General features: G+C 46.7%; 26 protein-coding genes and 2 pseudogenes. 12 read left to right on the top strand and 16 right to left on the bottom strand.

What is annotated here, in order from left to right:
• Positions 1-13 precede the first annotated feature (13 nt).
• Entirely contained in the window at positions 14-1609 is a 1596-nt protein-coding gene (locus tag SB24_RS13745; protein WP_007410079.1) for an MDR family MFS transporter, read from the top strand.
• A gap of 34 nt (positions 1610-1643) precedes the next feature.
• Here the strand turns inward: SB24_RS13745 and SB24_RS13740 are convergent, their stop codons facing one another.
• Together SB24_RS13740 and SB24_RS13735 are read right to left on the bottom strand one after the other, a co-directional pair.
• Complete coding sequence (locus SB24_RS13740) at positions 1644-2024, bottom strand: tautomerase family protein (protein ID WP_031378375.1); 381 nt, start codon at positions 2022-2024, stop codon at positions 1644-1646.
• 17 nt (positions 2025-2041) lie between these two features.
• The gene (locus SB24_RS13735; RefSeq protein ID WP_039253936.1) at positions 2042-2782 is read right to left on the bottom strand and encodes an SDR family NAD(P)-dependent oxidoreductase; all 741 of its coding nucleotides are present in this window, start codon (positions 2780-2782) and stop codon (positions 2042-2044) included.
• 132 nt (positions 2783-2914) lie between these two features.
• On the opposite strand from SB24_RS13735, the gene SB24_RS13730 reads away from it, so the two are divergent.
• Positions 2915-3790 (top strand): LysR family transcriptional regulator, encoded by an 876-nt coding sequence (locus SB24_RS13730; RefSeq protein WP_012118393.1) that lies wholly within the window; start codon positions 2915-2917, stop codon positions 3788-3790.
• A gap of 13 nt (positions 3791-3803) precedes the next feature.
• Here the strand turns inward: SB24_RS13730 and SB24_RS20020 are convergent.
• Positions 3804-3905, bottom strand: a pseudogene (locus SB24_RS20020) (DUF2573 family protein); the annotation flags it as partial.
• A 310-nt stretch (positions 3906-4215) separates the two neighbouring features.
• The gene (locus tag SB24_RS13725; RefSeq protein WP_031378373.1) at positions 4216-5103 is read right to left on the bottom strand and encodes a LysR family transcriptional regulator; all 888 of its coding nucleotides are present in this window, start codon (positions 5101-5103) and stop codon (positions 4216-4218) included.
• A gap of 121 nt (positions 5104-5224) precedes the next feature.
• Between SB24_RS13725 and SB24_RS13720 the strand changes: the two genes are divergently transcribed.
• On the top strand, positions 5225-5971 hold the full coding sequence (locus SB24_RS13720) for an acetoacetate decarboxylase (RefSeq protein WP_039253933.1): 747 nt from the start codon (positions 5225-5227) through the stop codon (positions 5969-5971).
• 13 nt (positions 5972-5984) lie between these two features.
• Positions 5985-7025: a ketopantoate reductase family protein gene (locus tag SB24_RS13715; RefSeq protein ID WP_039253929.1), complete on the top strand. Its 1041-nt coding sequence runs from the start codon at positions 5985-5987 to the stop codon at positions 7023-7025.
• Between the two features lie 193 nt (positions 7026-7218).
• Here the strand turns inward: SB24_RS13715 and SB24_RS13710 are convergent.
• From SB24_RS13710 to SB24_RS13695, 4 genes and pseudogenes are all read right to left on the bottom strand, one after another.
• Positions 7219-7486, bottom strand: a pseudogene (locus SB24_RS13710) (YusU family protein).
• Between the two features lie 2 nt (positions 7487-7488).
• Positions 7489-8313 carry an ABC transporter ATP-binding protein gene (locus SB24_RS13705; RefSeq protein ID WP_012118397.1) on the bottom strand — a complete coding sequence of 275 codons (825 nt, stop codon included), beginning with the start codon at positions 8311-8313 and terminating at the stop codon, positions 7489-7491.
• A gap of 155 nt (positions 8314-8468) precedes the next feature.
• Positions 8469-8906 (bottom strand): YusW family protein, encoded by a 438-nt coding sequence (locus SB24_RS13700; protein WP_015418176.1) that lies wholly within the window; start codon positions 8904-8906, stop codon positions 8469-8471.
• A 118-nt stretch (positions 8907-9024) separates the two neighbouring features.
• On the bottom strand, positions 9025-10806 hold the full coding sequence (locus SB24_RS13695) for a M3 family oligoendopeptidase (protein WP_039253926.1): 1782 nt from the start codon (positions 10804-10806) through the stop codon (positions 9025-9027).
• A 132-nt stretch (positions 10807-10938) separates the two neighbouring features.
• Between SB24_RS13695 and SB24_RS13690 the strand changes: the two genes are divergently transcribed.
• Positions 10939-11778, top strand: a complete 840-nt coding sequence (locus tag SB24_RS13690; protein WP_039253925.1) for an oxidoreductase — start codon at positions 10939-10941, stop codon at positions 11776-11778.
• Positions 11779-11867: 89 nt separating this feature from the next.
• Positions 11868-12332: a Dps family protein gene (locus tag SB24_RS13685; protein WP_007410071.1), complete on the top strand. Its 465-nt coding sequence runs from the start codon at positions 11868-11870 to the stop codon at positions 12330-12332.
• A gap of 46 nt (positions 12333-12378) precedes the next feature.
• On the opposite strand, the gene SB24_RS13680 is transcribed toward SB24_RS13685, so the two are convergent.
• Positions 12379-13725, bottom strand: a complete 1347-nt coding sequence (locus tag SB24_RS13680; protein WP_039253922.1) for a S1C family serine protease — start codon at positions 13723-13725, stop codon at positions 12379-12381.
• 276 nt (positions 13726-14001) lie between these two features.
• On the opposite strand from SB24_RS13680, the gene SB24_RS13675 reads away from it, so the two are divergent.
• Both SB24_RS13675 and SB24_RS13670 read left to right on the top strand, forming a co-directional pair.
• On the top strand, positions 14002-14679 hold the full coding sequence (locus tag SB24_RS13675; protein ID WP_003151813.1) for a two-component system response regulator CssR: 678 nt from the start codon (positions 14002-14004) through the stop codon (positions 14677-14679).
• Positions 14676-16031 (top strand): two-component system sensor histidine kinase CssS, encoded by a 1356-nt coding sequence (locus tag SB24_RS13670; RefSeq protein WP_039253918.1) that lies wholly within the window; start codon positions 14676-14678, stop codon positions 16029-16031. Before SB24_RS13675 ends, SB24_RS13670 begins: the two co-directional genes overlap by 4 nt.
• Before the next feature lie 27 nt (positions 16032-16058).
• Here SB24_RS13670 and spxO read toward each other — a convergent pair whose 3' ends face one another.
• A complete protein-coding gene (gene spxO, locus SB24_RS20015; RefSeq protein WP_003151811.1) occupies positions 16059-16223 on the bottom strand; it encodes an anti-adapter protein SpxO in 165 nt (54 codons plus the stop codon).
• A gap of 178 nt (positions 16224-16401) precedes the next feature.
• Here spxO and SB24_RS13665 point away from each other — a divergent pair, with 178 nt between their 5' ends.
• On the top strand, positions 16402-17277 hold the full coding sequence (locus tag SB24_RS13665) for a TetR/AcrR family transcriptional regulator (RefSeq protein WP_039253915.1): 876 nt from the start codon (positions 16402-16404) through the stop codon (positions 17275-17277).
• 36 nt (positions 17278-17313) lie between these two features.
• Here SB24_RS13665 and fumC read toward each other — a convergent pair whose 3' ends face one another.
• Both fumC and SB24_RS13655 read right to left on the bottom strand, forming a co-directional pair.
• Positions 17314-18702, bottom strand: coding sequence for a class II fumarate hydratase (gene fumC, locus SB24_RS13660; protein WP_003151808.1), 1389 nt, complete (start codon positions 18700-18702; stop codon positions 17314-17316).
• Between the two features lie 67 nt (positions 18703-18769).
• The gene (locus SB24_RS13655; RefSeq protein WP_003151806.1) at positions 18770-18955 is read right to left on the bottom strand and encodes a YvzF family protein; all 186 of its coding nucleotides are present in this window, start codon (positions 18953-18955) and stop codon (positions 18770-18772) included.
• 116 nt (positions 18956-19071) lie between these two features.
• On the opposite strand from SB24_RS13655, the gene SB24_RS13650 reads away from it, so the two are divergent.
• Genes SB24_RS13650 through SB24_RS13640 form a run of 3 tightly spaced genes read left to right on the top strand, consistent with a single transcriptional unit; the run spans position 19072 to position 22698 of the window.
• Entirely contained in the window at positions 19072-20514 is a 1443-nt protein-coding gene (locus tag SB24_RS13650; protein WP_039253912.1) for a spore germination receptor protein GerAA, read from the top strand.
• The gene (locus SB24_RS13645) at positions 20489-21589 is read left to right on the top strand and encodes a spore germination protein (RefSeq protein WP_039253909.1); all 1101 of its coding nucleotides are present in this window, start codon (positions 20489-20491) and stop codon (positions 21587-21589) included. The genes SB24_RS13650 and SB24_RS13645 overlap by 26 nt, the downstream gene beginning before the upstream one ends.
• Positions 21586-22698, top strand: a complete 1113-nt coding sequence (locus SB24_RS13640) for a Ger(x)C family spore germination protein (protein ID WP_039253908.1) — start codon at positions 21586-21588, stop codon at positions 22696-22698. Before SB24_RS13645 ends, SB24_RS13640 begins: the two co-directional genes overlap by 4 nt.
• A gap of 42 nt (positions 22699-22740) precedes the next feature.
• Here the strand turns inward: SB24_RS13640 and SB24_RS13635 are convergent, their stop codons facing one another.
• Genes SB24_RS13635 through liaG form a run of 4 tightly spaced genes read right to left on the bottom strand, consistent with a single transcriptional unit; the run spans position 22741 to position 26057 of the window.
• Positions 22741-23373: a two-component system response regulator LiaR gene (locus SB24_RS13635; protein ID WP_003151798.1), complete on the bottom strand. Its 633-nt coding sequence runs from the start codon at positions 23371-23373 to the stop codon at positions 22741-22743.
• Positions 23351-24433 (bottom strand): two-component system sensor histidine kinase LiaS, encoded by a 1083-nt coding sequence (liaS, locus tag SB24_RS13630; RefSeq protein ID WP_003151796.1) that lies wholly within the window; start codon positions 24431-24433, stop codon positions 23351-23353. The genes SB24_RS13635 and liaS overlap by 23 nt, the downstream gene beginning before the upstream one ends.
• Positions 24430-25161, bottom strand: coding sequence for a cell wall-active antibiotics response protein LiaF (gene liaF / locus SB24_RS13625; protein WP_003151794.1), 732 nt, complete (start codon positions 25159-25161; stop codon positions 24430-24432). The genes liaS and liaF overlap by 4 nt, the downstream gene beginning before the upstream one ends.
• A gap of 26 nt (positions 25162-25187) precedes the next feature.
• Positions 25188-26057: a LiaG family protein gene (liaG, locus tag SB24_RS13620; protein ID WP_033574864.1), complete on the bottom strand. Its 870-nt coding sequence runs from the start codon at positions 26055-26057 to the stop codon at positions 25188-25190.
• Positions 26058-26141 lie beyond the last annotated feature (84 nt).

Below are 26141 nucleotides of genomic sequence, written 5' to 3'. Positions count from 1 at the left end.
GAGCTGCCGAAACATGAGCATTGAAAAGAAAGATCCAAAACGCACATTATTAATAACCGGCTTAATCATCGCCATGTTTTTCTCAGCCCTTGACGGCACCATCGTAGGAACGGCGATTCCTAAAATCGTGGGTGACCTCGGGGGATTAAGCATGATGACGTGGCTGACCACGGCATATCTTTTAACTTCGACGACGATCGTTCCGATTGCGGGGAAACTTGCAGATTTATTGGGGCGCCGCGTCGTCTATGTATCAGGTTTATTGATTTTTATGGGAGCTTCCGCACTGTGCGGAATGGCCAGCAACATGACGGAACTGATTATTTTCCGCGGACTTCAGGGAATCGGCGGCGGTGTCATGATGCCGATGGCTATGATCGTCATCGGGGATTTGTTCACAGGGAAACAGCGTGCCAAGTTCCAAGGGCTTTTCGGAGCGATTTACGGGCTTGCTTCCGTGATCGGCCCGCAAATCGGGGGCTGGATTGTTGACTCATTAAATTGGAAATGGGTTTTCTATATCAACCTGCCTGTCGGAATTTTAGCCGTGATCTTTATCGCAAGAGGACTTCAAGGCAGAAAACAGACCGGGCCGATTAACTTTGACATCGCCGGCATTTTCACAATGATCGTCGGAATCGTCAGCCTCCTCCTCGCGCTCAGCTTCGGAGGAAAGGATTACGCATGGGGCTCTTGGCAGATTCTCGGTCTCTTTGCGCTTGCACTTGCCGGGATTGTCGGATTCATTTTCGCTGAAATCAAAGCAAAAGAACCGATTCTGCCGATGTACCTGTTTAAAAACAGAACGTTTACCGTACTGAATCTGATCGGCTTTTTCATGAGTATCGGCATGTTCGGCGCCGTTACGTTCGTTCCTTTCTTTATGCAGGGAATTATCGGAGTCAGCGCCACCGCGTCCGGCACGATTATGACGCCGATGATGGTATCTATGATTATCACAAGTATTATCGGAGGCCAGCTGGTTTATAAGATCGGTATTAAACCGCAAATCATGATCGGCATGCTGATCATGGCCGTCGGCTTCTTCTTATTAACGACCTTGCAGCTGGATACAAGCAAGCTCGCGGCTACATGCTATATGGCCGTGATCGGTCTGGGAATGGGGCTCGTCATGCCGCTTCTCACGCTCGCTCTGCAAGAAACGTTTTCAAAAGAAGAGCTGGGTGTTGTGACCTCTTCAAGCCAATTTTTCCGGATGATCGGGGGAACGTTCGGTATTACGGTGCTCGGCGCTGTCATGAATGCCAGATCAGGAAGCCTTTTAACCGACAGACTGGTGCCTTACTTAGACTCACTCCCGAAACAGGCAAGTGCCTTTGCCGCCCAGTTTAAAGGTATGATTGACAAGAATCCTGAAGGGCTGCTTCAATCCCTGTTCAGCCAGGAATCGATTAAGCAGATTCCGGCCGCATTTTCTTCCCATATCGTGCCGGTTTTGAAAACGTCACTGATGGATTCGCTTCACAGCGTGTTTTTCACAGGCCTGGCCTTTATCGCTGCCGGATTGATCCTCACGCTGTTTGTTAAATCAATTAAGCTGACAAATAAAAAGACAGGCAAACAAGAAGAAAAGGCGAAAGCCGTTTAACAAAGAAAAATCCCGCGGATGCCGCGGGATTTTTTTATATCATCTGGGCCTCCCCGTTTCCGAATGACCAGTCTTCCGCCGCATTGCCTGAGAGGACGATAAACACATCTTCTTTTCTGACGCCCAGCTTTTCGTGCAGCCGGTCAGCCAAATGCTGATAGAATGCTTGTTTCTGATGAGTTGTTCTGGAGTTTTTCAAAGTAAAGCGGATAAACATCAGTTCATCGCTCCGCTCGACTTGAAGATATGACGGATCATAGAAAAACTCCCCTTTTTCGTGCTGATGCACCACTTGAAAATAGTCATCATGCGGAACATCAATCATCTCCGTCATGGCGGTGTGAATAACAGTGCTCATTTTTTTGAGCCAAAGTCCGCTTTTTCCTTTCTGTAAATGGATCTGTACAAACGGCACATTTCTCTCTCCTTTCGTCACATCGTCTGGCCGCAATCGGCTGTTATGATTTGTCCCGTCAGTGATTCCTGCTCCAGCACAGAGCAAATCAGTTCTCCGATATCTTCCGGAGCGGCGATCCGTTCCAGCGGAAGGCTTCCGGCAAGCCGGTACATCGTCTCTTCCCGCCCCGTCCACCATCTTGTTGCAACGGCTCCGGGCGCGACACAGCATACACGGATGTCCGGCGCCAGCGCATGGGCCAATGATTTTGTCAGGCCATGCACGGCCGCTTTGGAAACGGCATACGGAAGGGAAGAACCCGCTCCCGTCAGGCCGGCGATGCTCCCGACATTCACAATAGCACCTGACTTTTGCTTTTTCATATGAGGCGCTGCCGCTCTGGCGCAATGAAACATCCCGTTTACATTGACAGCAAATAATTCATCCCATACTTCTTTCGTTGCAGATTCCAAATCATGAAGCGGAATATGTCTGGTGATGCTCGCATTATTTACGAGTAAATCAAGGCTTCCGAATCGGCTGGCCGCTTCGTTCACCATGTCTCTCGCCTGTTTGTCTATAGAAACGTCCGCTTGAATGGTCATCGCGTGTCCGCCTGCTTTTATTATGAATTCTGCCGTTTGTTCCGCTTCCGTTTTTGAATGTGAATAGTTAATGACAACAGCCGCTCCCCGTTTTGCTAAGGCAAGGCACGCCGCTCTTCCGATTCCTGTACCGCCGCCTGTGACCAGTGCCGTTTTATGTTGTAAATTCATGGCTTCTTCTCCTCTTACGTTCGATGTTCATCAGCTGATATGTTTATTGTAATGGAGATGTGCATTTTCGTATAATGATTGTTAAAGATGTTTCATATCACAAAAAATGATAGCAAAGAGGGAGAGATGACAATGGAAAGCGGAGATTTGCGGATTTTTCAGATGGTGGCCCGTGAAGGTTCCATTACAAAGGCGGCTGCGCGTCTCGGCTATGTGCAGTCAAACGTGACGGCCAGAATCCGCCAGCTGGAAGAAGATTTGAAAACCGAGCTGTTTTTCCGCCATAACCGCGGGATGACGCTGTCTTCAAGCGGCACGGTGCTCCTCCATTATGCGGATCAGGTCGTCGGTCTGATAGAAGAAGCCAAAATGGCGCTCGCTTCAACAGACAAGCCGAGCGGACCGCTTATGATCGGCTCCACCCAGACAACAGCCGCCGTCAGGCTGCCAAAACTTTTAGCCTCTTATTATGAGCGGTATCCTGATGTGGAGCTGTCCCTTACGACAGGACATACACAATATGTAACCGATAAAGTTCTTCGCTATGAATTGGACGGCGCATTTATCGGCTGTCACTTTCATCATCCGGATTTGCACTCCATCCCGGCCTTTGAAGAAGAAGCCGTTGTCGTGACTCCCGCTGCCGTCACCGCTATAGAAGAAGCGGTAAAAAAGCCGCTTCTTGTGTACAGCACGGGCTGCACGTATCGTGACACATTAGAGCGGTGGCTTCATTCCATTGGAACGGCGCATCCGGCCATTATGGAATTCGGCACCCTTGAAGCGATTATCGGGGGAGTGACAGCGGGGCTCGGCATTACGCTGCTCCCGCGAAGCGTAATTACTCAGCACGCCGCACTAGGCGCGGTTCGGATATGGACCATTCCCGAATCTTTCAGCATGATGAAAACGGAATTCGTCACGCGGAAGGATTCATATATGAGCTGTGCATTACGGGCCTTTATTGATTCCTTTTCAGCAAAAAAAGCTTCCGGCACCTCTCTTTGATGCCGGAAGCTTTTTATTGTATTTTTCTGTGCTCTTCATTGAGCTGTTTAATGTGCTGTACCGCGGCTTTGATGCCCTCTTTGGCGTCCGGGCAGGATTGGTTCCAATGTTTTACCGTTCAGCAAATATCTAATTATGATCGAAAAGAACAATTGAAAAAATTCACGAGATCCGTATAGCAAAACGGCTCTAATAGCAGGCTTACCAACTAAAAACATTAATTTTTAACAGCGTGTCAAAGGAAGCCGGCATTAAACTAACAATCGCAAGTACCCACCCCGCAACAAGTGAAACGGGAAATGAATGTAAGCAACAAGTTTCCCCTCATTACATCCCTAAAAAGAAAACATCAAAAGCTGGAGAAGGGGTGTCCTTTTTCTTATGCCGCTAACGGTGCAGTTGAGTAAGGAGTATGATGAAACCCTTTAATAAACCTTAAACATTTCATAGTTATCTTTATAGTACGACATAATAAAGTCACGAAAATTTCTTACCGAAGAAGACAACAGCTTATGTCTCATCCAAGATAAGCCGACTGGATATGAAGCAGAGTGATCAGTCACTTTTATAAAATTCAGCCCCAATGTTCTGCAAACTGAAATAGGAAGCAACGCCACACCTTGATCCAGCTTTATAATCTCGACCAGTAAATGAGAATCTGCCTCAAATGCAATATTTGGGGTGAAACCGGCTTTCTCACAAAGCGAGGCTGTAAAACCGCTATACTCTTCATTATTAGCAAGGGTAATAAATGGTTCATCGGCGACAAGGCGTAAAGAAATTTCTGTTTTACCCGTAAATCGGTGGTTTGAGGGCAAAGCCAGAACAATATCTTCATTTACCAGCACCCAACTCTCTATCTCTTCATCTTGAATCGGATGACCTGTTATTCCTAAATCAATGTCCCCTTTTTTTAAACTTGTTATGATCTCGCTTTTAACTCCGATTGCTTGGAGAATTTTTGATTGAGGGGAGCGGTTGATATATTCACTCATCAGTCCTGCAAGGAATCTTGGATTGGAAATAGATATTCTGATGGTGTCAGAAATTTGATGTTCCTCCAATTGAATTTCCGTTTGTGCATTTTCAATCTCAGTAAAAATCCTGTTTACATGTTTTAAAAGAATTTTCCCTGCTGAACTCAGCTTAATATTTCTGCCTTTTCTCTCAAACAAGGTTGTTCCCAGTTCATTCTCAAGTCTTTTTATAGTGAGACTTAAAGAAGGCTGGGCAATCTTTAATTGTTCTGCCGCTTTAGAAATATGTTCAGTATAGGCAACTGTCTGAAAGTATTTTAGCTGCAGCAATTCCATCTGTCTGCACCCCCCTCATTTATTTCAATAAATATATATATACCTTATTATGTATTGGATTAAATGTAAATGCGAATGTAAGATAATAGCATAGTTATAGAAAAGGAAAGGGTGTCATTCAATGAAAATTGATGTGAAAGATATAGCAAAAAATTTAAATACGCCACTAACAGCCCCTGCTTATCCTATCCCAAATTATAAATTTGTTAACCGTGAATATTTAAATATTATTTACCGAACGGATGAAAAAGCTTTACGTGCAGCAGTGCCGGAACCTCTTGAAATTACTGAACCTTTAGTGAAATTCGAAGTGATGCGGATGCCCGATGTTTCCGGACTTGGCGCCTATACAGAGGCTGGACAAGTCATCCCTGTCAGCTTTAATGGTGAAGAAGGAGATTATGTACATTCTATGTATGTTGACAATTTCCCGGCTATTGCAAGCGGACGGGAACTTACTGCATATCCAAAGAAATTGGGTGCCCCTAAGCTGTATATAGACTCTGATACTCTTGTTGGCACATTGGATTATGGCAGTCTTCGTGTGGCAACTGCGACTATGGGATATAAACATTTCGAAATGGATAAGGAAAAAGCGAAAAGGGAAATTTGCCGACCTAATTTTATGGTTAAGATTGCCACTGATTACAATGGTGATTTAAGGGTTTGTGATTTGGTGCGGACGCAAATAACGAATATAGAAGTTAAAGGTGCCTGGACTGGGCCGGCGCGGCTTCAATTATTTGAACATGCTCTGGCACCTCTTGCAGATTTCCCTGTATTAGAAGTCGTTTCAGCATCTCATATCCTTACAGATTTAACCTTAAATGCAGCACAGCCGGTTTATAACTACTTAGAGGAAAAATAAGGAGACGTTTACAATGAGAATTGCAGTTTTAGGAGCAGGTTCTTTAGGAACCATAGTTGGGGCATATCTGTCTGCTGGCGGAATGGATGTCGAATTGATTGATTCATACAAAGAACATGTAGATACTCTAAATCAAATAGGTGCTAAAGTAGTTGGTACAACGGAATTTCAAGCAAAGGTGAAAGCCATCACCCCTGAAAACAAATCAGGCAAGTATGATTTCATATTACTCCTGACGAAACAATTATATAATGACTCCATCCTTAAAGAGTTACTGCCTTTTTTAAAGGATGACAGTGTAGTATGTTCCTTGCAAAACGGTATACCTGAACAGAAAGTTGCTTCGATCGTTGGTGATGAACGTGTTATTGCAGGTTCTGTTGAATTTGGTGCTACATTTATTGAACCAGGCGTATCCAGACTTACAACTGAGTATACTCAATTTAAAGAGTACGCTTTTCAAATTGGAGAATTACATGGTGAAACAACAGAAAGAATCCAGCGTATTAAATCGGTTTTAGACCTTATCGGCGGAACACATATTTCCGATAATTTAGTTGGAACGAAGTGGTCAAAATTACTTATCAATAATGCATTCAGTGGTTTATCGGCTGCATTAAACGGAGAATACGGAGACATTCTTGACCATGAAATCGGCATTGTCAGTGCAGTCCATATCGCAGATGAGACGATTAAGGTTGGACACGCCAATGGTGTCAAATTTGCGAAAATGGGCGGCCTTGATTTAGAATCTTTGGAATTAAGAAGTGAAAATGATATTCCTGAACGTATCCAAACATTTAGGTCAGCCATGGAACCATCTAGGCTGCTAAGAGCAAGTATGCTTCAGGATCTTGAGAAAAAACGCAAAACAGAAATTGATTATATTAATGGAGTTATTCCCAAAATGGCAGAAGGTACTGGAATTCCAACACCTTTTCATGATTTGGTTGTAGCACAAGTCAAATGTGCCGAAGAATCTCTAACAGTGCCCAATTTTGATACAAATATAAAAGCATTTGAAGAGTTATTACGTATCCGAAAGGAAATGTGATATATAGGAAAGAGAGAAAGGGATTGCTGCGGCGGTCCTTTTTTCTTGGTTCAGCAAGCGGAAGAAATATACGTAAACAAACGGGTGCATTAGTTATATTAAAGTTCTTCGCCTATGAATTGAACGAAGCTCTTATTGATTCCTTTTCAGCAAAAAAAGCTTCCGGCACCTCTCTTTGATGCCGAAAGCTTTTTTATTGTTTTTTTCTGTGTGCTTCATTGAGCTGTTTAATATGCTGTATCGCAGCTTTGATGCCCTCTTTGGCGTCCGGGTAGGATTGATTCCAATGTTTCACGAGCGGAGGCATGCTTTTTGCGATATGTGTATACAAAATCCACTGCCTGACTTCTTCCTTTACATCCGGGTTTGTTTCGCCAAGCAATAGTTCCGTGTATTTCTCAAGCAGGCCGTCCAGCTGCTGCTGCAGTTTCTCTTCCATACCGTTCCCTTCCCTTTTTCATGATTATGACAATCGGGCGGTGAGGGCCGCTTCCTGCACGATACATCTGCCGCGTCCGTGCGGAATGCAAAGCGGCGTGCCGAACAGCGGGTCTTGCGTTACCTGGCAGTTCATCGCAAAGACCTGCTGTACAAGCTCGCAAGTGATGACTTCTTCGGGACGGCCCTCTGCGTAAATCTGTTTATCCTTAATGGCGACCAGATAATGGGCATAACGGCATGCCAGATTGAGGTCGTGCAGCACCATGACGATTGTGCGTTTTTCTTTTTCATTTAATTCAAACAGCAAATCAAGAATTTCAATTTGATGCGTCATGTCGAGATAGGTTGTCGGCTCGTCAAGCAGAATGATATCCGTATCCTGAGCGAGTGTCATCGCAATCCATGCGCGCTGGCGCTGTCCGCCTGACAAGGAATCCACCGGACGGTCGGCCATTTCCTCAAGCTTCGTCGCTTTAAGCGCTTTTGCCACTGCGTCTTCGTCCTCTTTGGACCATTGCTTCAGCCAGCTTTGATAAGGGTATCTTCCCTGCTTCACAAGCTGATGCACCGTCAGGCCTTCGGGAGCTGACGGACTCTGCGGCAAAATAGCGAGCTCTCTTGCCACTTCCTTCGTCGGAAGCTTAGCGATGGCTTTTCCTTCTAAAAGCACAGAACCGCCCCTCGGTTTCATCAGCCGGGCCAATGAACGTAAAAGCGTCGATTTTCCGCAGCCGTTGCTTCCGATCAATACAGTGATTTCGCCTTTTGGAATCGCGACATCCAATTCGTCAATGATAACAGTCTCTCCGTACCCTAAGCTCAGCGTCTCTGTAGAAATTGCACTCATACCGCTAACCGCTCCTTTTTTGAGTTTCCCAACACTATGTATATAAACAAATTGCCTAAACATTCAACGTGAGATCATGATTATATTGTAACAGAAATTAATGACTCTGAATATCATTATCAATTAGTTTTGGGCAAAAAAGCAGCGGGCGGCAGTTATTTTTTTATTTCCGTCATTTCTCCGTCGTTCTTTTTCAGTTTCAAATAAAAATGGTCATAGCGGCTGTCCAAATTAAAAGCCGAGAGCACCTGCCGGACGACCTCGCTTTCCTGCATCCGGCTGTTTACAGCAAGTTCTCCGAGGATCATCTTCATTTCATCAAGCGCTTCCTCGCCCTCTCTGTGAACCCCTGAGAGCTTGTCCCGGATGTCAGCCTTTTCATGACCGCCTTTACTTTCATACAAACCTTCATAGCGGTTATGCTCTCCGGCTCCGTAGCTGACGCGTAGTGCAAAGCTGCTGTAAGGAACCGGCTTCGCGGATGACACGGGTGTGCTGTCTTGTTCCGCTTCCCGTTTTTCTTCATTCAATCGGCAGCCGGCAATCAGCATCAGCGTAAGACATAAAACGCCCGCCGTTCTGATCCATTTCATGCGATTCACTCCCATTCCATTCCGATCGTTTTTAGGTATTTCCAAGGGAGGCGGCTGTCATTCATTAAACAAAAAAGAACCGGAGCGGTAACACTCCGGCCGGTTCATCTCAAGATTATCATTCAGTCAGCTCTAAAAATTCCTGCACATCCTGTACGGCTAGGCGGACCGCGTCTTCCCAAAACGACCGTTCCGTCAGATCCGCTCCAAGGTGCTTCATCGCCAAATCCTCAACAGTCATCGAAGCCGTGTCACACAAAAGCGCAATATATTTTTCTTCAAAATCCGCTTTTTCCCGAAGAGCTCTTGCATATATTCCAAGCGAAAATAAATAACCGAACGTATACGGAAAGTTGTAAAACGGCACTCCCGTAATATGAAAATGCAGTTTTGACGCCCAGAAATGAGGGTGGTATTCCCCTAATGAATCGCAAAATGCTTCTTTCTGCGCCGCTTCCATCAGTTCATTCAGTTTCTCAGCCGGAACGACGCCCTGCTTGCGCTCTTCATAAAAACGCGTTTCAAATAAAAATCTCGCATGAATATTCATAAACATGGCTACGCTTCTTTGAATTTTATCTTCAAGCAAGAACACCTTTTCATCCTTTGTCTCCGCTTGTTTCAAAGCGGCGTCGGCGACGATCATTTCCGCAAAGGTCGAGGCTGTTTCAGCCACATTCATAGCGTAGGCTCTGTTCAGCTGCCGCACTTGAAGCATGGCCTCCTGATGGAACGCGTGACCGAGCTCATGCGCCAGCGTCGATACATTCGAAGCGCTTCCGGAAAACGTCATAAAAATCCGGGATTCTCCGCTGTCGGGAAAGCTGGTGCAGAAACCGCCGACCCGTTTGCCGCTGCGGTCTTCCGCTTCTATCCACCGATCACGGAATGCTTTTTCCGTAAATGCGGACAGCTTTTTGCCAAACGTCGAAAATTGGCTGACGATCAGATTGGCCGCTTCATCAAATGTGTATTCTTTCGGAGCCTCGCCGATCGGCGCGCCCACATCATACCAGTTCAGCCGCTCAAGCCCTAAAAGAGACGCCTTTCGATTCAGGTATTCGGCAAAAGGCTTTTTATGATCGGTAATGACCTGCCACATGACATCCAGCGTTTCTTTTTTCATCCGGTTGATCGCAAGCGGCTCTTCCAAAGCGCTTTTCCAGCCCCGCGCTTTATAGATTTCCGTGCGGAAGCCGGCCAGATGGTTCAGCGTGCTGCCGAAAAGCTCCTCTTCTCCTTTCCAGGCTTCATTAAGCTCTTTGAACACTTGACGTCTGATGCGGCGGTCCGGGTGCGCCATCATATTTTCCGCTTGGCCGACCGACAGCTCTTTATCCTCAAACGGAATCTTCATTCTGCCGACAGCCGCATTATACAGGTCGCCCCATGCGTGATAGCCGTCAACGGCCAGGCCTTCAATCAGCCTTTCTTCTGAAGCGCTGAGCTTCTCTTTGACACGGTCTCTTCTCTCATTTAAAACATATGTGAGATCCTGAAGTTCCGGTTTTTGCAGCAGCTCCTCCCAGATCCGCTCGTCAATTCGGGCAAGTGTATCGTCAAAGGTGACCAGAGCGGATTTAAAATCACTGCTCAGCTGATTGATCCGCGCCCTCCATTCATTCGCTTTCTGATCATGAGTGTTCTGAGCCTGAAGACAGCCGACGAACGCTCCCGCCTGCCTGATCATGATCGCTGACCGTTCAAACCTATCAATCAGATTGATCAGCTCCCGGCTTTCATCCGCATGCGTCGGAACCGTAAACGCTTCAACTGCATGTTGAAAAGCGCTTAGATGATTTTTGAGCTCTTGTATGTATTGCTGAAACTCTTCCGACCGGCTCCCGCCCTCAAAAATGGAGTTTAAATCCCATGTTTCCTTCAATCCCTCTAATGCCATCTTTTCTTTACCCCTTTCTATCCGAAGCTGACTCCATTATAAAACAATTCTGACATATTTCCGAACGATTTCTCCTTCTTTCCGCGAGATGTTATACACTATGAGATAAGAACAAACGGGGAGGATTATAAGATGAACAGAAAATTTGCCATTGTAACCGGCGCGACGAGCGGATTCGGGCTGCTGACAGCGCTGAAGCTCGCCCGGTCTTATCACGTCATCGCAACAGCCAGACAGCCGGAGAAAGCTGAAATACTGAAAGAGGCCGCCGCTCAAGCGGGTGCATCCGAACATGTTACGGTCGTTTCTTTAGATGTGACAAATGAACAGTCGGTGTCTGACTTCGGGAACACCATCAGCGGTTTCGGACCGATTGACCTGCTCGTCAATAACGCCGGCACTGCGTACGGGGGGTTTATTGACGATGTGCTGATGGAACATTACAGACAGCAGTATGAAACAAATGTATTCGGTCTGATTCACGTCACAAAAACCGTGCTGCCTTATATGCGAAAACATGGCGGGAAAATCTTCAATATCAGCAGTATCAGCGGACTGACCGGTTTCCCGGCTCTATCTCCGTATGTCTCTTCCAAATTCGCGGTTGAAGGGTTTACAGAGAGCCTGCGCCTCGAACTGCTGCCTTTAGGAATTGATGCCGCTTTAATAGAACCGGGCTCCTACAAAACATCTATATGGGAAACGTCTCTCTCCAATCATCTTACGGCACCCGGCAAAGATTCGCCTTATTACCGCTATTATCAGCAAATCGAAGCTTACTTCAAAGCCAACGCATCCAAAAGCGGCGATCCTGATGACGTAGCGGAGCTGATTTATCAATTGGCACAAAGGAAACGGCTGAAGAAACTGCGGTATCCGATCGGCAGGGGCGTTAAGCTGACATTGGCTTTCCGCTCACTCTTTCCGTGGTCCGCCTGGGAATCGATTATAAAGAAAAAGCTGTTCACTTAAACCCAAATTATAATTATTATAATTTAGTATTGATTTCTATTTAATACGTGATATAATTAAATTATCAGATCACAGGGAGGACGATGAATATGAATACACAAAACGCGAAAAAAACTGAAACTCTTGTTGAGAAATCAATGAACACACAATTATCAAACTGGTTTATCCTTTACTCTAAACTGCACCGCTTCCATTGGTATGTAAAAGGCCCTCATTTCTTTACGCTTCATGAAAAATTTGAAGAGCTGTATAACGAAGCGGCGGAAACGGCGGATGCTATCGCAGAGCGTCTTCTGGCCATCGGAGGACAGCCTGCGGCGACTTTACACACTTACCTTGAACAAGCTTCCATTACGGATGAAGGTCAGGAAAAAACGGCTTCTGAAATGGTGGAATCACTGGTTCAAGACTATAAACAAATCAGCCGCGAATCAAAATTTGTCATCGGCATCGCCGAGGAACAAAATGACCCGTCAACTGCCGACCTGTTTGTCGGATTAGTTGAAGAAGCGGACAAGCATGTGTGGATGCTGTCAGCCTACTTGGGAGAATAACGAAAAAAGCTGAACCTCAGTTGCAGGTTCAGCTTTTTTTATGCGTTCAGCTTGCGCTTTCGGTTTGTTTCGTTAATGTGACGTTCAGCGTCTTTTTGCTTCCGCTTCTGAGAACTTGAACAGTCGTTTTATCGCCGATTTTCAGCTGATTATATAAGATCTGTCTGATATCGGCGCTGCTGCCGACATCTTTGCCGTTCAATTGTACAATGACGTCATTTGATTTGATGCCCGCTTTCGCAGCCGGCGAGCCGGACTGCACTTCTTTTACGTAAACACCCTTAGACAGCTGGTCGCCGAACAGTCCGAGCGTGTTTTCCTGATAAGTTTCCGGCACTTGCGCCATGTCAATCATCTGCACACCTAAAAATGGGCGCTCGACTTTTCCTTTTGCAAGCAGCTGGTCGACTATCGGTTCTACATCATTGCTCGGAATGGCAAAGCCGAGTGATTCCACGCCGTTTTCACTGACTTTCATGCTGTTGATCCCGATAACTTGGCCGCTTGAGTTGATTAACGGGCCGCCGCTGTTTCCGGGGTTAATCGCCGCATCCGTCTGAATCACGTTCATTTCCACTGTGCCTTGGGATGTAACGGCGTCTACCGTTCTGTTCAGCCCGCTGATGACACCTTGTGTGACGGTGCCGGAAAACTGCTGGCCGAGCGGGTTGCCGATGGCAATCACTTTATCGGCAATGCGGAGCTTGGAGGAATCCCCGAAGCTGGCCGCTTTTTTGACATTGGACGAGCTGATTTCCAATACAGCCAAGTCACTGATGGCATCCTTTCCGACAAGCTTTGCCGTTTCGGTTTTCCCATTGTAAAGAGTGACCGACAGTTTGTTCGCACCTTCTACGACATGGTTGTTTGTAATGATGTACGCTTTTTCGCCGTCTTTTTTGAAGATGACGCCTGACCCCGTGCCGCTCTCCGTTTCAGAGCTTGAACCGCCGTCAAGTCCGAACTGGCTGCTTTGCGAAGCTTGGTAGTTGGACACTCCGACAATCGCAGGCTCCAAAGCTTCTACCATATCCGCTACGCTTGAGGTATTTTTCAAAGGCGTTGACGTAAAATTCGAAGACTGAACTTGTTTCGTATCAGAAACGGCTTCTGTCTTATGCTGCTCACTCGGCAGGTTTGGCACAATGCCAAGCACGAGGCCGCCGCCGATAATGCCGCCTAAAATCGGGCTCAGCCAAGCGGCTCTCCGTTTTTTTTCTTTTTTCACGGCAGCCGTTTTTTCAAATTCCGTACCGGCCGCCGTCTCGTTTTCCGCTTCTTTCGAGACGGGCCCTTCGAGCAGCTCGGGCTCCTGCTGTTCATTTCTGTTTTGTTCCGTATGTGAAAGATCTGACTGATCGCGGCTTCTGCCGTCATCTCGATGATCATTCATATTCACGCACACTCCTTCAGCATGTTTTCATTCTATCGATTACATATTCATCGCATGTACAAGTTCTATTGTCCCAATAATAAGGAGAAAAGCAAAGCTCCAAAACAAAATGTGTTTGAACATGTTATCTTCCCCGCTTTTTTTCTTCCTTTCTTCCCTTATACACATCATAAACAAACATTGTGGGATAAAAATGAAAAGAATATGTGAAATTATGAAAATGCGGCTTGAGTATGTTAAAACTAGTATAATGACGTTGAAAGGATGTGAAATGCCTTGTCATACACCATTTATCTAGTTGAAGATGAGGATAACCTGAATGAACTGCTCACAAAATATTTAGAGAATGAAGGCTGGAACATTACATCTTTCACAAAAGGCGAAGATGCCAGAAAGCAGATGCAGCCGTCTCCCCACTTGTGGATTCTTGACATCATGCTTCCGGATACGGACGGCTATACATTGATAAAAGAAATAAAAGAAAAAGATCCCGATGTGCCGGTCATTTTCATTTCCGCGCGGGATGCCGATATTGACAGAGTCCTCGGGTTAGAGCTTGGAAGCAATGATTATATCGCCAAGCCTTTTTTGCCGAGAGAGCTTATTATTCGGGTCCAGAAACTGCTCGAGCTCGTGTATAAAGAACAGCCCGCCGCAAAGAAAACCGGCATCACCGTTTCTTCCTACAATGTGATCGAGGATGCCCGAGAGGTTTATGATGAAACCGGCAGCCTGGTCAATTTGACGTCTAAGGAATTTGATCTGCTGCTTTTATTTCTTCACCATAAAGGACACCCCTTTTCCAGAGAAGATATCCTGCTGAAAATATGGGGCCATGATTATTTCGGCACTGACCGGGTGGTCGATGATCTTGTGCGGAGGCTGCGGAAAAAAATGCCGGAGTTAAAGGTTGAGACCATTTACGGATTCGGCTACAGGATGATGACGTCATGAAAAATAAGCCGCTTGCTTTTCAAATATGGGTGGTCATCTCAGGCATCCTCTTAGCCATTTCGATTCTGCTGCTCGTGCTGTTCTCAAATACGCTGCGTCATTTTTTCACGGATGAAACGTATACGACCATTGAAAATGAACAGCATGTACTGACGGAGTACCGGCTGCCCGGATCGATCGAGCGGGGATATTACAGCGAGGATGCGACCGCTCCGACGACTTTCCGATCCGTTCAGCACGTTCTTCTGCCGGAACGGGAGGAATCGGCCAGTGACAAAGACTTGAACTACTTTTCTTCTTCCTTTATCCATAAGGTGTACAAGCTCGCGGGCCGCCAGCACAGCGTCACGAAACGATACAGCGCGGACATCAGCGGTGAAAAAGTATTTTTCGTCATTAAAAAAGGCCTCACCATTAACGGCCAGGATGCGATGATGCTGTCTTACGCCCTTGATTCTTATCGTGATGATCTGGCATTCACCCTGTTCAAGCAGCTGCTCTTTATCATTGCCGGCGTGATTTTGTTAAGCTGGATTCCGGCGATTTGGCTTGCCAAATATCTCTCGCGCCCGCTCGTTTCCTTAGAGAAGCATGTCAAACGGATTTCCGAACAGGACTGGGATGATCCGGTCATCGTCGACAGAAAAGACGAAATCGGAAAATTAGGCCATACCATTGAAGACATGCGGAGCAAGCTGGTGCAAAAAGATGAAACGGAAAGAACGCTCCTGCAAAATATCTCTCATGATTTAAAAACGCCTGTCATGGTGATAAGGGGCTATACTCAATCAATAAAGGACGGGATTTTTCCTAAGGGGGATCTGGAAACCACAATTGATGTCATTGAAGGCGAAGCAGAAAAACTTGAGAAGAAAATTAAGGATTTATTATATTTAACGAAGCTTGATTATTTAATGAAGCAGCGGGTGCACCATGAGACATTTGACATTGTGAAGGTCACGGAAGAAGTCATTGAACGGCTCAAATGGGCCCGGAAGGAATTATCGTGGAGCGTTGATACAGAAGATGCATTAATGATGCCCGGTGATCCGGAACAATGGAGCAAACTTCTTGAAAACATTCTCGAAAATCAAATCCGCTATGCAGAAACGGCGATTCACATTCGGATCAGCCAAAATCAGCAGCAGATTGTCATGACGGTTAAAAATGACGGGCCTCCGATTGAGGATGAGATGCTATCCAGCTTGTACGAGCCTTTTAATAAAGGGAAGAAAGGCGAGTTCGGCATAGGACTCAGCATCGTAAAACGGATTATAACCCTGCATAAAGCATCAATTTCAATTGAAAATGACCAATCGGGTGTAATCTACCGAATTATCATACCAAAGTAGACTGTAGTGTTTCATTGCAGTCTTTTTTTATGTGAAGGAATAGCCGTTAAAATCTCTGTAGTTTGCTTTCAGCGGTTTTTGGCATTGATGAACCCATTTCTTTTCACAAATTGTCTTTTTCGGATATTTCACCTTTTCGACTTTAATTCCTCTGTTTCGCAAGCGGCTGATCATTTCATCTAATTCTTTCATTTTCAGATTCACCCTTTCGCCAGAACTTTGACCATTCGGTCAGCTCACTTTATAATATAAATAAAACAAAACAAAAAAACAAGTTACAATCAGGTTAAATTTACGGAATATCAATATGACCATATAGTCATACATGAGAAGCACAAGCCAGCCTCCTGGCTCCGAAAGGGTGGAACCATTGAAGGAAAAAGAAAAGCTGATCATTGAAGCAGCAATCAAACTGTTTGCCCGAAAAGGGTACAAATCTACATCGGTTCAGGAAATCGCCGATGAATGCAAAATCTCAAAAGGCGCTTTTTATCTTTACTTTCCTTCCAAAGAAGCACTGCTTCTATCCATGCTGAATTACTACTATGATAAAACGTTTACCCGAATCACGACGATCCAAACGGAGGGTGACAGTCCGAGAGCCGCTTACCAAAAACAGCTTGCGGTGTTTTACGAATCGATTCTCGCCCATCAGGATTTTATTACCGTGCAGATGAAAGACGGTTCACTTCCTTATACCGAAGAAGCGGCGCAGTGCGGAAAGAGAATCCGCCGGTCGATCCTGCAGTTTCATATCGACAGTCTTCTTGCTATTTACGGAGAAAAAGCTGAACCATACACAGCCGAGCTTTGTTTTTTAATAGAAGGAATCAGTCAGATGTATCTTGAGTATCTGATTCTGACCGGCCGGTCCGTACAGCCTGCGCTTCTGGCAAATACCGTGATTCACAGAATTGATGACATCGTAAACGGAATGGCGGACAGACATGATGAAGCGTTTATTTCTCTTGATGAGGCAAGCTCACTGTTTGGGCCCCTTCATAACGGGCAGCCCGATCCTTTAAGTCAATCGATCTTGCAGACCCTCCGCACGCGCATCGGCACGATGGACAAGGCGCAAGCATCTGAATTCACCGAGAGCTTGGATATTCTGGAAGCGGAAATGAAGAAAAAGTCACCGAAACCGGCAATCATCAAAGGAATGATTTTGAATTTGAAGGAATCCGACCTGCTGGCTGAAGATGCAGAACAGCTCAGATTTTTACTGAAACAGCAGTTTATTTAGAAGAACGGCCGCAATGACTGCAGCCGTTCTTTCTTTTTATGCTTTCGGGTGCACCATATCTTCCGGACGCACCATTTCATTAAATTGTTCTTCTGTCAGAAGGTTCAGCTGTAATGCCGCTTCTTTCAGTGTCAGGCCTTCTTTGTGGGCAAGCTTGGCGATTTTCGCGGCGTTTTCATAACCGATGTGCGGGTTAAGCGCCGTAACAAGCATTAATGAGTTAGAGAGATTTTCCTGAATCGTCTCTTGGTTCGGCTCAATACCGACAGCGCATTTGTCATGGAAGGAATTCATTCCGTCACTGAGCAGCTGCACGGTCTGCAGGAAGTTATAAATAATAACCGGTTTGAAGACATTCAGCTCGAAGTTTCCTTGGCTGGCCGCAAATCCGATTGTCGCGTCATTTCCCATCACTTGCGCGGCGATCATTGTCAGCGCCTCACTTTGCGTCGGGTTGACTTTGCCCGGCATGATAGAGCTTCCCGGCTCATTTTCAGGAATGACGATTTCGCCGATTCCGCAGCGCGGGCCGCTAGCCAGCCATCTTACATCGTTGGCAATCTTCATCAGGTCGGCAGCCAATGCTTTTAACGCGCCGTGAACGTGAGTGATTTCATCATGGCTTGTGAGCGCGTGGAATTTGTTAGGCGAACTCTTAAATGTCTGCCCCGTTACTTTTGTGATTTCTTCCGCGACGTATTCACCGAACTGCGGATGGGCGTTGATTCCCGTGCCGACTGCCGTGCCTCCGATGGCAAGCGCGCGGATTTTTTCCGTTGACTCAAGAATCATTTCTTTCGAACGGTCAAGCATGTATACCCAGCCGCTGATTTCCTGTCCGAGCGTCAGCGGAGTGGCGTCCTGCAAATGCGTGCGTCCGATTTTCACAATATCCTGATAAGCTTTCGCTTTTTCATCAAGCGTCGCGCGCAGCTGATCAAGCGCCGGAACGAGCTGCTCATATACGGCAAGAACTGCCGCAACGTGCATCGCCGTCGGGAATGTATCGTTTGAGCTTTGGCTGCGGTTGACGTCATCATTCGGATGAATCTTCAGCTCGGAATTTTTTTCTTTCAATAAAGCAGTCGCGCGGTTGGCCACCACTTCATTCATGTTCATGTTGCTTTGCGTGCCGCTTCCCGTCTGCCAGACAACGAGCGGAAAGTTATCATCGTATTTGCCGTTTAAAACATCGTCACATACAGCGGCAATCGCCTGTGCTTTTTCAGACTCTAAGTTGCCGAGGCGTTCGTTGGCGATCGCTGTGCTTCTTTTCAATATTGCAAACGCCTTCACAACACGCTGAGGCATTTTTTCTGAACCGATTTTGAAGTTCTCCTTGCTGCGCTGTGTCTGAGCGCCCCAAAATTTATCTGCCGGAACTTTAACTTCTCCCATGGTGTCTTTTTCAATTCTGTAGTCCATTTATGTATCCCTCCATATCAGTTGCTTCACCCTGAGTATTATTCGCCAGTAACAGATGAAACCCTTTTTATTTTTCGGCCTTGGCCGTTTTTAATTTCAGCTCAAGATAGACGCGCGAATCCTTAGAGTATTTATACTTCGGATTTGTTTTACGGTATTCTTTCGACGTGTAAGCCACTTCGTAATGCGCTTCAAATGATTTGATGAGCTGTTCAATTTCTTCGGCATTCCCTGCCAGTCTGACTTGTGCCACATCTCTCCTCCGCTTTCATAAAAAAACTTGTACCATTAAATACTTTATCATAGTATATCATTTTTTTAACAGGAAAAGATAACCTCAATTAAGGATTGGAAGGCGGGTGACTGTCGATGGCGCAATCGGAATTCAAGGAATACATACACGTTAACCTGGCACTGGTGCTTCCCCACGTAGAGCAGAATGATGACCTGGTTCAAAATAAAAAGATGCTTCCGAACGGGCTTGTTTTTTATTATATGTATCTGAGTGAAATGAACGACGAAGACAAAATAAAAGAAGCGATTGAAACGCTGCTTCGTGAGGAAGACACTCTGACGCTGGATACGGTGACGAAACGTCTTGATAAGATCGACGCCCGTCCCGTCTTTACGTCGAAGGAAGCCGTCATCTCCATTCTGCGGGGAAAATGCGCCGTGTTTATTAACGGACTTGACAGCGTATACATTTTGTCCACGGGAAAAAGAGAAAAAAGAAGCGTAAATGAACCCACATCCGAAAAGGTCGTAAGAGGTCCGAAAATCGCCTTCATAGAAGATTCTGATACAAACATCGCCATGATCAGGCAGCGCACGAACCATCCGAAGCTGAAAACGAAAAAGGTTCCGATCGGAGAAAACAAGTTAAAATACGCCACGGTCATGTACATAGATGATAAGGCGGACCCGTCTGTCGTCAGCGATGTTGTAAAGCGCCTCAGCGAAGTGAAGATGGACGACATCCAGGATTCCGGAACGCTTGAGGAGCTTATTGAGGATAATAAGTATTCGCCCTTTCCGCAAATACAAAATACGGAACGGCCTGATAAAGTCTCTTCCGCCTTGTTCAACGGCCGCGTCGCCATCCTTGTCGACAACTCGCCGTTTGCGCTGGTGGTTCCGGCTTCTTTAGGAATTTTAATGCAGTCCCCCGATGATTATTATGAACGGTGGATTTCCGCCTCACTCATCCGGGCGCTCAGGTTTACGTCTATTTTTATCACGCTGTTTTTTTCGTCCATTTATATCGCCCTCGTTTCGTTTCACCAAGGGCTGCTGCCGACGTCGCTTGCAGTCACCATCGCGGCGAACAGAGAAAACGTTCCCTTCCCGCCTATCATTGAAGCGATGGTAATGGAAATTACGATCGAGCTGCTGAGAGAAGCGGGCTTGAGGCTTCCCAGCCCGCTCGGCCAGACGATCGGATTGGTGGGCGGAGTCGTCATCGGCCAGGCGGCCGTTGAAGCGAATATTGTCAGCTCCATCATGGTCATCGTGGTCAGCATTGTCGCGCTCGCTTCATTTACGGTGCCGCAGTACGGGATGGGTCTGTCGTTCCGTGTGCTCCGTTTTATTTCGATGTTTACCGCGGCAGCTTTCGGGCTGTACGGCATGATTTTATTTATGCTGGCGATCTACACTCATTTATCGAGACAGCGAAGCTTCGGTTCTCCGTATTTCTCGCCGAATGGATTTTTCAGCTTAAAAAACGCAAACGACTCTATTCTCCGTCTCCCTATTAAAAATCAACCAAAAGAGGCGAAAAACATAAATGAGCCAGAAAACAACTCACAATAAGCTTACAAGCTATCAAGGGACAGCATTGATTGCAAACACGATGCTCGGCGCGGGGCTTCTCACCATGCCGCGGGCGCTGTCATCCAGGGCAAATTCGCCGGACGGCTGGATCGCGTTATGTCTGGAAGGCGTCATCTTTATCTTTTTGATTTACCTCAATACGCTCATTATGAAAAAGCATCAGTACGGATCATTATTTGACTATATGAATGAAGGACTCGGCAAATGGGCGGGAAATATCGTCAATCTTATGATCTGTCTCTATTTTATAGGAGTCGCCAGCTTCGAAGCCCGGGCGATGGCGGAAATGGTCAAGTTCTTTTTATTGGAAAGAACGCCCGTGCCGGTCACGCTGTTTATCTTTATCGCCTGTTCCGTTTATTTAATTATCGGCGGCATGAGCGATATCGGCAGGCTCTTTCCTTTCTATTTAACGATTACGATTATTATTTTGCTGGTGGTGTTTTCCTTCAGCTTTAAAATATTTGATATCGACAACCTGCGGCCGGTGCTCGGACAGGGGGTTTCTCCCGTTATGGCCTCCTTGACCGTCGTTTCTGTTTCCTTTTTGGGGATTGAGATTATGCTGTTTCTCCCCGAGTACCTCAAAAATAAAAAGCACACGTTCGGCATGTCGGCCATGGGCTTTGGCATCCCGATTATTTTATACATTATTACCTACGTGCTCGTCGTCGGCGCCTTAACCACCCAGGATGTCAAAACAATGATCTGGCCTACGATCGCGCTCTTTCAATCATTTGAAATCAAAGGGCTTTTTATTGAAAGGTTCGAGTCCTTTTTGCTTGTTGTCTGGATTATCCAATTTTTCGCCACCTATGTATCATACGGATATTTCGCGACTTCAGGCCTTCATAAAATTTTCGGGCTGAAGCAGAAAAAGGGCGTCGTCATCGTAGGGATTGCGACATTCTTGGGGTCATTGATGCCAAAGGATGCGAACAAGCTGATGCTGTTCAGTGATATTCTCGGCTATATCTTCTTGGTTTTCTTTTTGCTGCCTTTACTGATATTTGCAGTCGTCGCTGTGAAAAGGAAGGTGAAAAAAGCGCAATGAAGAAATACATCGTAATCATATTTTGCACATTGCTTTTGGCCGGGTGCTGGGACAGCCGCAATTTAGAAGACTTGAGCCTCGTTATCGGAGTCGGGCTCGATAAACCCGAGGAAGAAAATGTGGAAGTGACACAGCAGATTCTGGTTCCGCAAAAAGCAAGTGCCCAGCAGTCGTCGTCAGGTGACACGACAAAGGTGACTTCCACTCCAGGGGAAACCGTCCATCAAGCATTACGAACGGCATCGTTAAAAAATCACCCCGCCTTCTCCCAGCACTTGCGTATCATGCTGTTTTCCGAAGCGCTGTTAAAGGATCACATCCCGCTTGACGCATTGATGAACCAGTTTATCAGGGACAACGGTACGAGAAGAAGCTGCAATGTGATGACGGTGCCGGATAAAACGAAAGATATTTTCAAAATCAGTGACCAGGGAGAGCCTGCGTCAAATACGATCTATGACTTAACGGAGAACAATGCGGTCACCATCCGGATGATGGAGCCCGTGACATTGGGGGAAATATCCGAGAGAATCGCCAAGGGCGAAACCTTTGCCCTTCCTCAAGTGCGCAAAGTGGGCAGCAGACTGGAAATCTGGGGCGCTACCATTATTAAAAATAAATTCTGGTATGCGAATTTAACGCCTTTACAAGTCCAGAATATGAACCTGTTCACAGGCACGGTAAAGGGGGGCGTCACGGTTGCAAAGCATGACAATCATTTTTTATCCTTCGAGGTATTTTCCAGCAAATATGATGTAAAAACACAATATAAAAATGGAAAATTCAAGTTTATCGTCACCCGGTTTGTTGAAGGCCGTCTGTCTGAGGATTGGAATCCGAAAGAAGATTCTTTCAAGGAGTCCTATATAAATGAAATCAAAAACGCGGTAAAACGCAGCATTCATTCAGATGTCATGGCATTCATTGATTACATGCAGCATGAGTTGAAAGTGGATATTACCGGGTTAGGCGATCAAGTCCGGATACATTATCCCGATAAATGGAAAAAGATATCCTCTGACTGGGATCATCATTTCAGTGAATCGGATATCGAATATAAAGTAAAAGTCGCCATCAGGGATTTCGGAACAAAGGGAATGTCCCAATGACCCCGTCCCTCGGGAGAGTGTGCCGGCGCCGCTCTCCTTTTCTTATGTCACGAGATGATTGCGGTGGGCATATACGGCTGCCTGCGTGCGGTCACTGACATCAAGCTTTGACAATATATTCGTAATGTGGGTTTTCACCGTTTTAATCGTAATGAAGAGCTCTTCACCAATCTCTTTATTCGTCTTGCCTTCCGCGACGAGACAGAGGATTTCCAGTTCTCTTTTCGTCAGCGTTTCATGCGGAAGCTGATTCTCTGAATGGCGCAGCCTTGACAGCACTTTTCCCGCCACTTTCGATTCAAGCTTCGGTTCGCCCTTGGCAGCCGCTCTGATGGCTTCGGCTATTTCTGCCGCCTTGGACGTTTTCAGCAAATAGCTGAGCGCTCCCGCTTCGATCACCGGATACACTTTGTCGTCATCAATAAAGCTCGTCAGCACGATGATTTTCGGGTCATTGAGTTTCGCGCAGATCTGTTTTGTCGCTTCGATGCCGTCCATGCCGTCCATGACAAGGTCCATTAAAATCACATCCGGCAAAAGCTCTGCGGCCAGATCGACGCCCTGCTGCCCGTCTGATGCTTCACCGGCGACTTCAATGTCCGGCTGCGCTTCTAAAAATGCGGCCAGACCCATCCTGACCATCTCATGATCATCAATCAGTAACACTCGAATCACTGTCGTTCTCTCCTTTTGTTTTCTGATAAATCGGGACTTTCACGTCGATCTGCGTACCTTTTCCCTTTACGGAGATAATTTCCGCTATGCCGCCGATTTCACTCGCTCTTTCCTTGATGGAATGCAGGCCGTATGAGGATGCTTTCACTTGATCCATCGTAAAACCCGCCCCGTTATCAATGACTTTAAGCTGCAGCTTTTGATGTTTCGCGCCGAGTCTAACGGTGACCTTGGTCGCCTTTGAATGTCTGAAAACGTTGGAAAGCGCCTCCTGCACGATGCGGAACAGATGGTCTTCAACGCCTTTTGACACGCCCGTATCGCTGATGTCCCACTCAATATCCAGCGGCTGCTTCGCTTTGAACTCTTTTAACAGCTCAATCAGCCCTTCTTTTAAGCCTTTTCCTTCTAAAGTGACGGGCCGCAGATGCAATAGCAGCGCTCTCATCTCGTTTTGCGCTTCCCCCGCCATATGTTCAACCATGCGAATCCGTTTGACGATTTTGTCATCCGCATCTTTCACCTGCTCTAAGACGGCGGATGTCATCATAGAAATAGCAAAGAGCTGCTGGCTGACGGCATCGTGCAGATCGCGCGCCAGCCGCTGGCGTTCTTCAGTGATGACCGATTTTTTCATTTGATCCTGCCATTCCGCCCGCTCGTTGGAGAGCTTTTGCAGCGATGTGACCTGGAGCTCGACCCGCTTGGCCATTTCGTTGAGCTGATCTGCCGCCAGACCGATTTCATCATCGCCGAGCGGCGGCACCCGATAAGCGAAATTGCCGTTTTCAAATTTCAAAACCGCTTCAATCAGTGTATCCATTCTTGTTTTCAGGCGGCCTCCGTATACATAACCGGAAATCAATCCGGCCGAAAGTGACGCCAGAAGCAGGATGACCACAAACGGAATACCGAACCAGCCGGAAGAAAACAGCAGCATCGGGTCAAGCCCGTAATACAGCAGCATCAGCGTAATAAACACCGCGCAAAGGAGCAGACTGAGCCCCGCGGTCATCCGCATGGCGCGCCACTGAATATTGGCGAGTAATTTTTTCCTCATAAATACTTCACATCCACATCGCCGATGAATAACGAAATTGAAATTTTAATCCGCCGCGGCGAGTCGCCGTACTCAGACGATACTTTATACAGATTCGGGCTCATGCCGCTTTTCTTAGAGCCGAGCAGGTTCATATCGCCGATAAAAGCCGATGAACTGACGGACACTTCGATATCCGGCGGGACGTACACATCGACATTGCCGATGACACCGCTGATGGTCATCGTGCTTTCTCCTTCGGGAATCATCGCTTTTGACAAATCAATTTTCACATCGCCGATGAATCCGGAAACATTTAAATCATTCAGCTCAAACGGGTCCTTCATCATCCGGAGCTCGCCGATAAAAAAGCTGCGGAGGTCCGGCTGTCTGCTTTCCGTCTGGGCGGAAGGCTTTGGCTGCTCTTCTTTTTCAAGATTGATTTTCTTCTCTTTATGTTCATACACGCGCTTTCCTTTCAGGAGCCTGTAGCCCGCGTATATGAGAAAGGCGGCGAAGGCATAGCCGAACAGGTTAAAGGTGGCGCTGAACAGGTTCCTCAAAAATAAAAAAGCGGCGAAGATATACAGGACGGAGCCGAGCCAGCCGCGGGAATATTTATTAAAAATATAACCTGTGATCAGAAAAAAGAGCGGCCAAAACAAGAAGTCGCCGATGCCGATAATACGCAAAAACATGCTGACGCCTAATAAGGCGATGATAAGTCCGAGAATCTGTTTTTTTGCCATCAGCTGCTTGCCCCTCCTTTCCTTGACTATTGCAGTGCAATATTGCCGCTCGTCACTTTTATATCAATCGGCCTGGCGCCGCTGCCTTTCATGCCGGTAAATGCCCCGCCTTCCTTACTCGTTTTCTCAAAGGAATAAGACGGCCGGATCCTTCCGCTTGCCGTCTCGGCGTTCACCGTAAAACTTCCGTCTTTCGGCAGGGTGATCGCTGCGCTGCCGCTCGCAAGCCTGACGGATACGGGAGCATCCGCCGTCTCAAGCGAGGCGTCGACACTGCCGGAAGCGACCCGCACGTCAAGGGCGCCCGACACATGTTGAAGCCCGACATGTCCCGAGGATAAGCGGACAGCCCCCGTTTTTGCCGCAAGGCCTGCTGCTGTGAGATTGCCCGACAGCCCCTTCGCTTCAAACACATCCGTCTTCACGTGCTTCAGCGACATGTTCCCGCTTACAGAACGGACGCCGAGGTGCGCAAGAGACAGCCCCTTGTTTCCGTCGACGGCAATGCTGCCGCTTGACGTATGGACGGTGATGTCCCGATGATAATCGTACGGTATGCGGACAATCAGCAGAGGGCGCTGAAAGAGATTCAGAAATTGGAACCCTTTCTCCTTCGCTTTGAGATTGAGGGTCTTTCCCCTGCTTTGGACAAACATTTTCCCCGCCGGTCCCGCCATGTTTGCTGCGATATCATTCCGCGCTTCCGCGATGATTTTCACATCCGTCTGTTCCGATGAAACCGACAGGCTGTTGACGGCACGCGGCGGTATGCTTGCCGATTCCGCTTCTGTTTCGCACAGCGGAAAAAAACGCCCGGCAAACACTTCTTTCACCAAAAACAGACAGCAGATCAGAACGGACGCCGCCATCAGTCCTTTGGCAATCTTACGCTTCATTACGTTCCATCCTTTTTCATTCATTTTATTATAAAGGAAAAGCCGGATAATTGATACGTGCGTATAGGGAAGAGGCGTAAACGC

Source organism: Bacillus sp. Pc3 (assembly GCF_000815145.1).
Taxonomy (GTDB): domain Bacteria; phylum Bacillota; class Bacilli; order Bacillales; family Bacillaceae; genus Bacillus; species Bacillus velezensis.
Note: the sequence above shows the minus strand (reverse complement) of the source record. Positions and strands in the feature narration are given on the sequence as shown.

Excerpts from the sequence above, each read along its gene's own strand:
- SB24_RS13745 (WP_007410079.1), top strand. The coding sequence starts at position 14 with ATGAGCATTGAAAAGAAAGATCCAAAACGCACATTATTAATAACCGGC.
- SB24_RS13735 (WP_039253936.1), bottom strand. The coding sequence starts at position 2,782 with ATGAATTTACAACATAAAACGGCACTGGTCACAGGCGGCGGTACAGGA.
- SB24_RS13730 (WP_012118393.1), top strand. The coding sequence starts at position 2,915 with ATGGAAAGCGGAGATTTGCGGATTTTTCAGATGGTGGCCCGTGAAGGT.
- SB24_RS13725 (WP_031378373.1), bottom strand. The coding sequence starts at position 5,103 with ATGGAATTGCTGCAGCTAAAATACTTTCAGACAGTTGCCTATACTGAA.
- SB24_RS13720 (WP_039253933.1), top strand. The coding sequence starts at position 5,225 with ATGAAAATTGATGTGAAAGATATAGCAAAAAATTTAAATACGCCACTA.
- SB24_RS13715 (WP_039253929.1), top strand. The coding sequence starts at position 5,985 with ATGAGAATTGCAGTTTTAGGAGCAGGTTCTTTAGGAACCATAGTTGGG.
- SB24_RS13705 (WP_012118397.1), bottom strand. The coding sequence starts at position 8,313 with ATGAGTGCAATTTCTACAGAGACGCTGAGCTTAGGGTACGGAGAGACT.
- SB24_RS13700 (WP_015418176.1), bottom strand. The coding sequence starts at position 8,906 with ATGAAATGGATCAGAACGGCGGGCGTTTTATGTCTTACGCTGATGCTG.
- SB24_RS13695 (WP_039253926.1), bottom strand. The coding sequence starts at position 10,806 with ATGGCATTAGAGGGATTGAAGGAAACATGGGATTTAAACTCCATTTTT.
- SB24_RS13690 (WP_039253925.1), top strand. The coding sequence starts at position 10,939 with ATGAACAGAAAATTTGCCATTGTAACCGGCGCGACGAGCGGATTCGGG.
- SB24_RS13685 (WP_007410071.1), top strand. The coding sequence starts at position 11,868 with ATGAATACACAAAACGCGAAAAAAACTGAAACTCTTGTTGAGAAATCA.
- SB24_RS13680 (WP_039253922.1), bottom strand. The coding sequence starts at position 13,725 with ATGAATGATCATCGAGATGACGGCAGAAGCCGCGATCAGTCAGATCTT.
- SB24_RS13670 (WP_039253918.1), top strand. The coding sequence starts at position 14,676 with ATGAAAAATAAGCCGCTTGCTTTTCAAATATGGGTGGTCATCTCAGGC.
- spxO (WP_003151811.1), bottom strand. The coding sequence starts at position 16,223 with ATGAAAGAATTAGATGAAATGATCAGCCGCTTGCGAAACAGAGGAATT.
- fumC (WP_003151808.1), bottom strand. The coding sequence starts at position 18,702 with ATGGACTACAGAATTGAAAAAGACACCATGGGAGAAGTTAAAGTTCCG.
- SB24_RS13650 (WP_039253912.1), top strand. The coding sequence starts at position 19,072 with ATGGCGCAATCGGAATTCAAGGAATACATACACGTTAACCTGGCACTG.
- SB24_RS13645 (WP_039253909.1), top strand. The coding sequence starts at position 20,489 with ATGAGCCAGAAAACAACTCACAATAAGCTTACAAGCTATCAAGGGACA.
- SB24_RS13640 (WP_039253908.1), top strand. The coding sequence starts at position 21,586 with ATGAAGAAATACATCGTAATCATATTTTGCACATTGCTTTTGGCCGGG.
- liaS (WP_003151796.1), bottom strand. The coding sequence starts at position 24,433 with ATGAGGAAAAAATTACTCGCCAATATTCAGTGGCGCGCCATGCGGATG.
- liaF (WP_003151794.1), bottom strand. The coding sequence starts at position 25,161 with ATGGCAAAAAAACAGATTCTCGGACTTATCATCGCCTTATTAGGCGTC.
- liaG (WP_033574864.1), bottom strand. The coding sequence starts at position 26,057 with ATGAAGCGTAAGATTGCCAAAGGACTGATGGCGGCGTCCGTTCTGATC.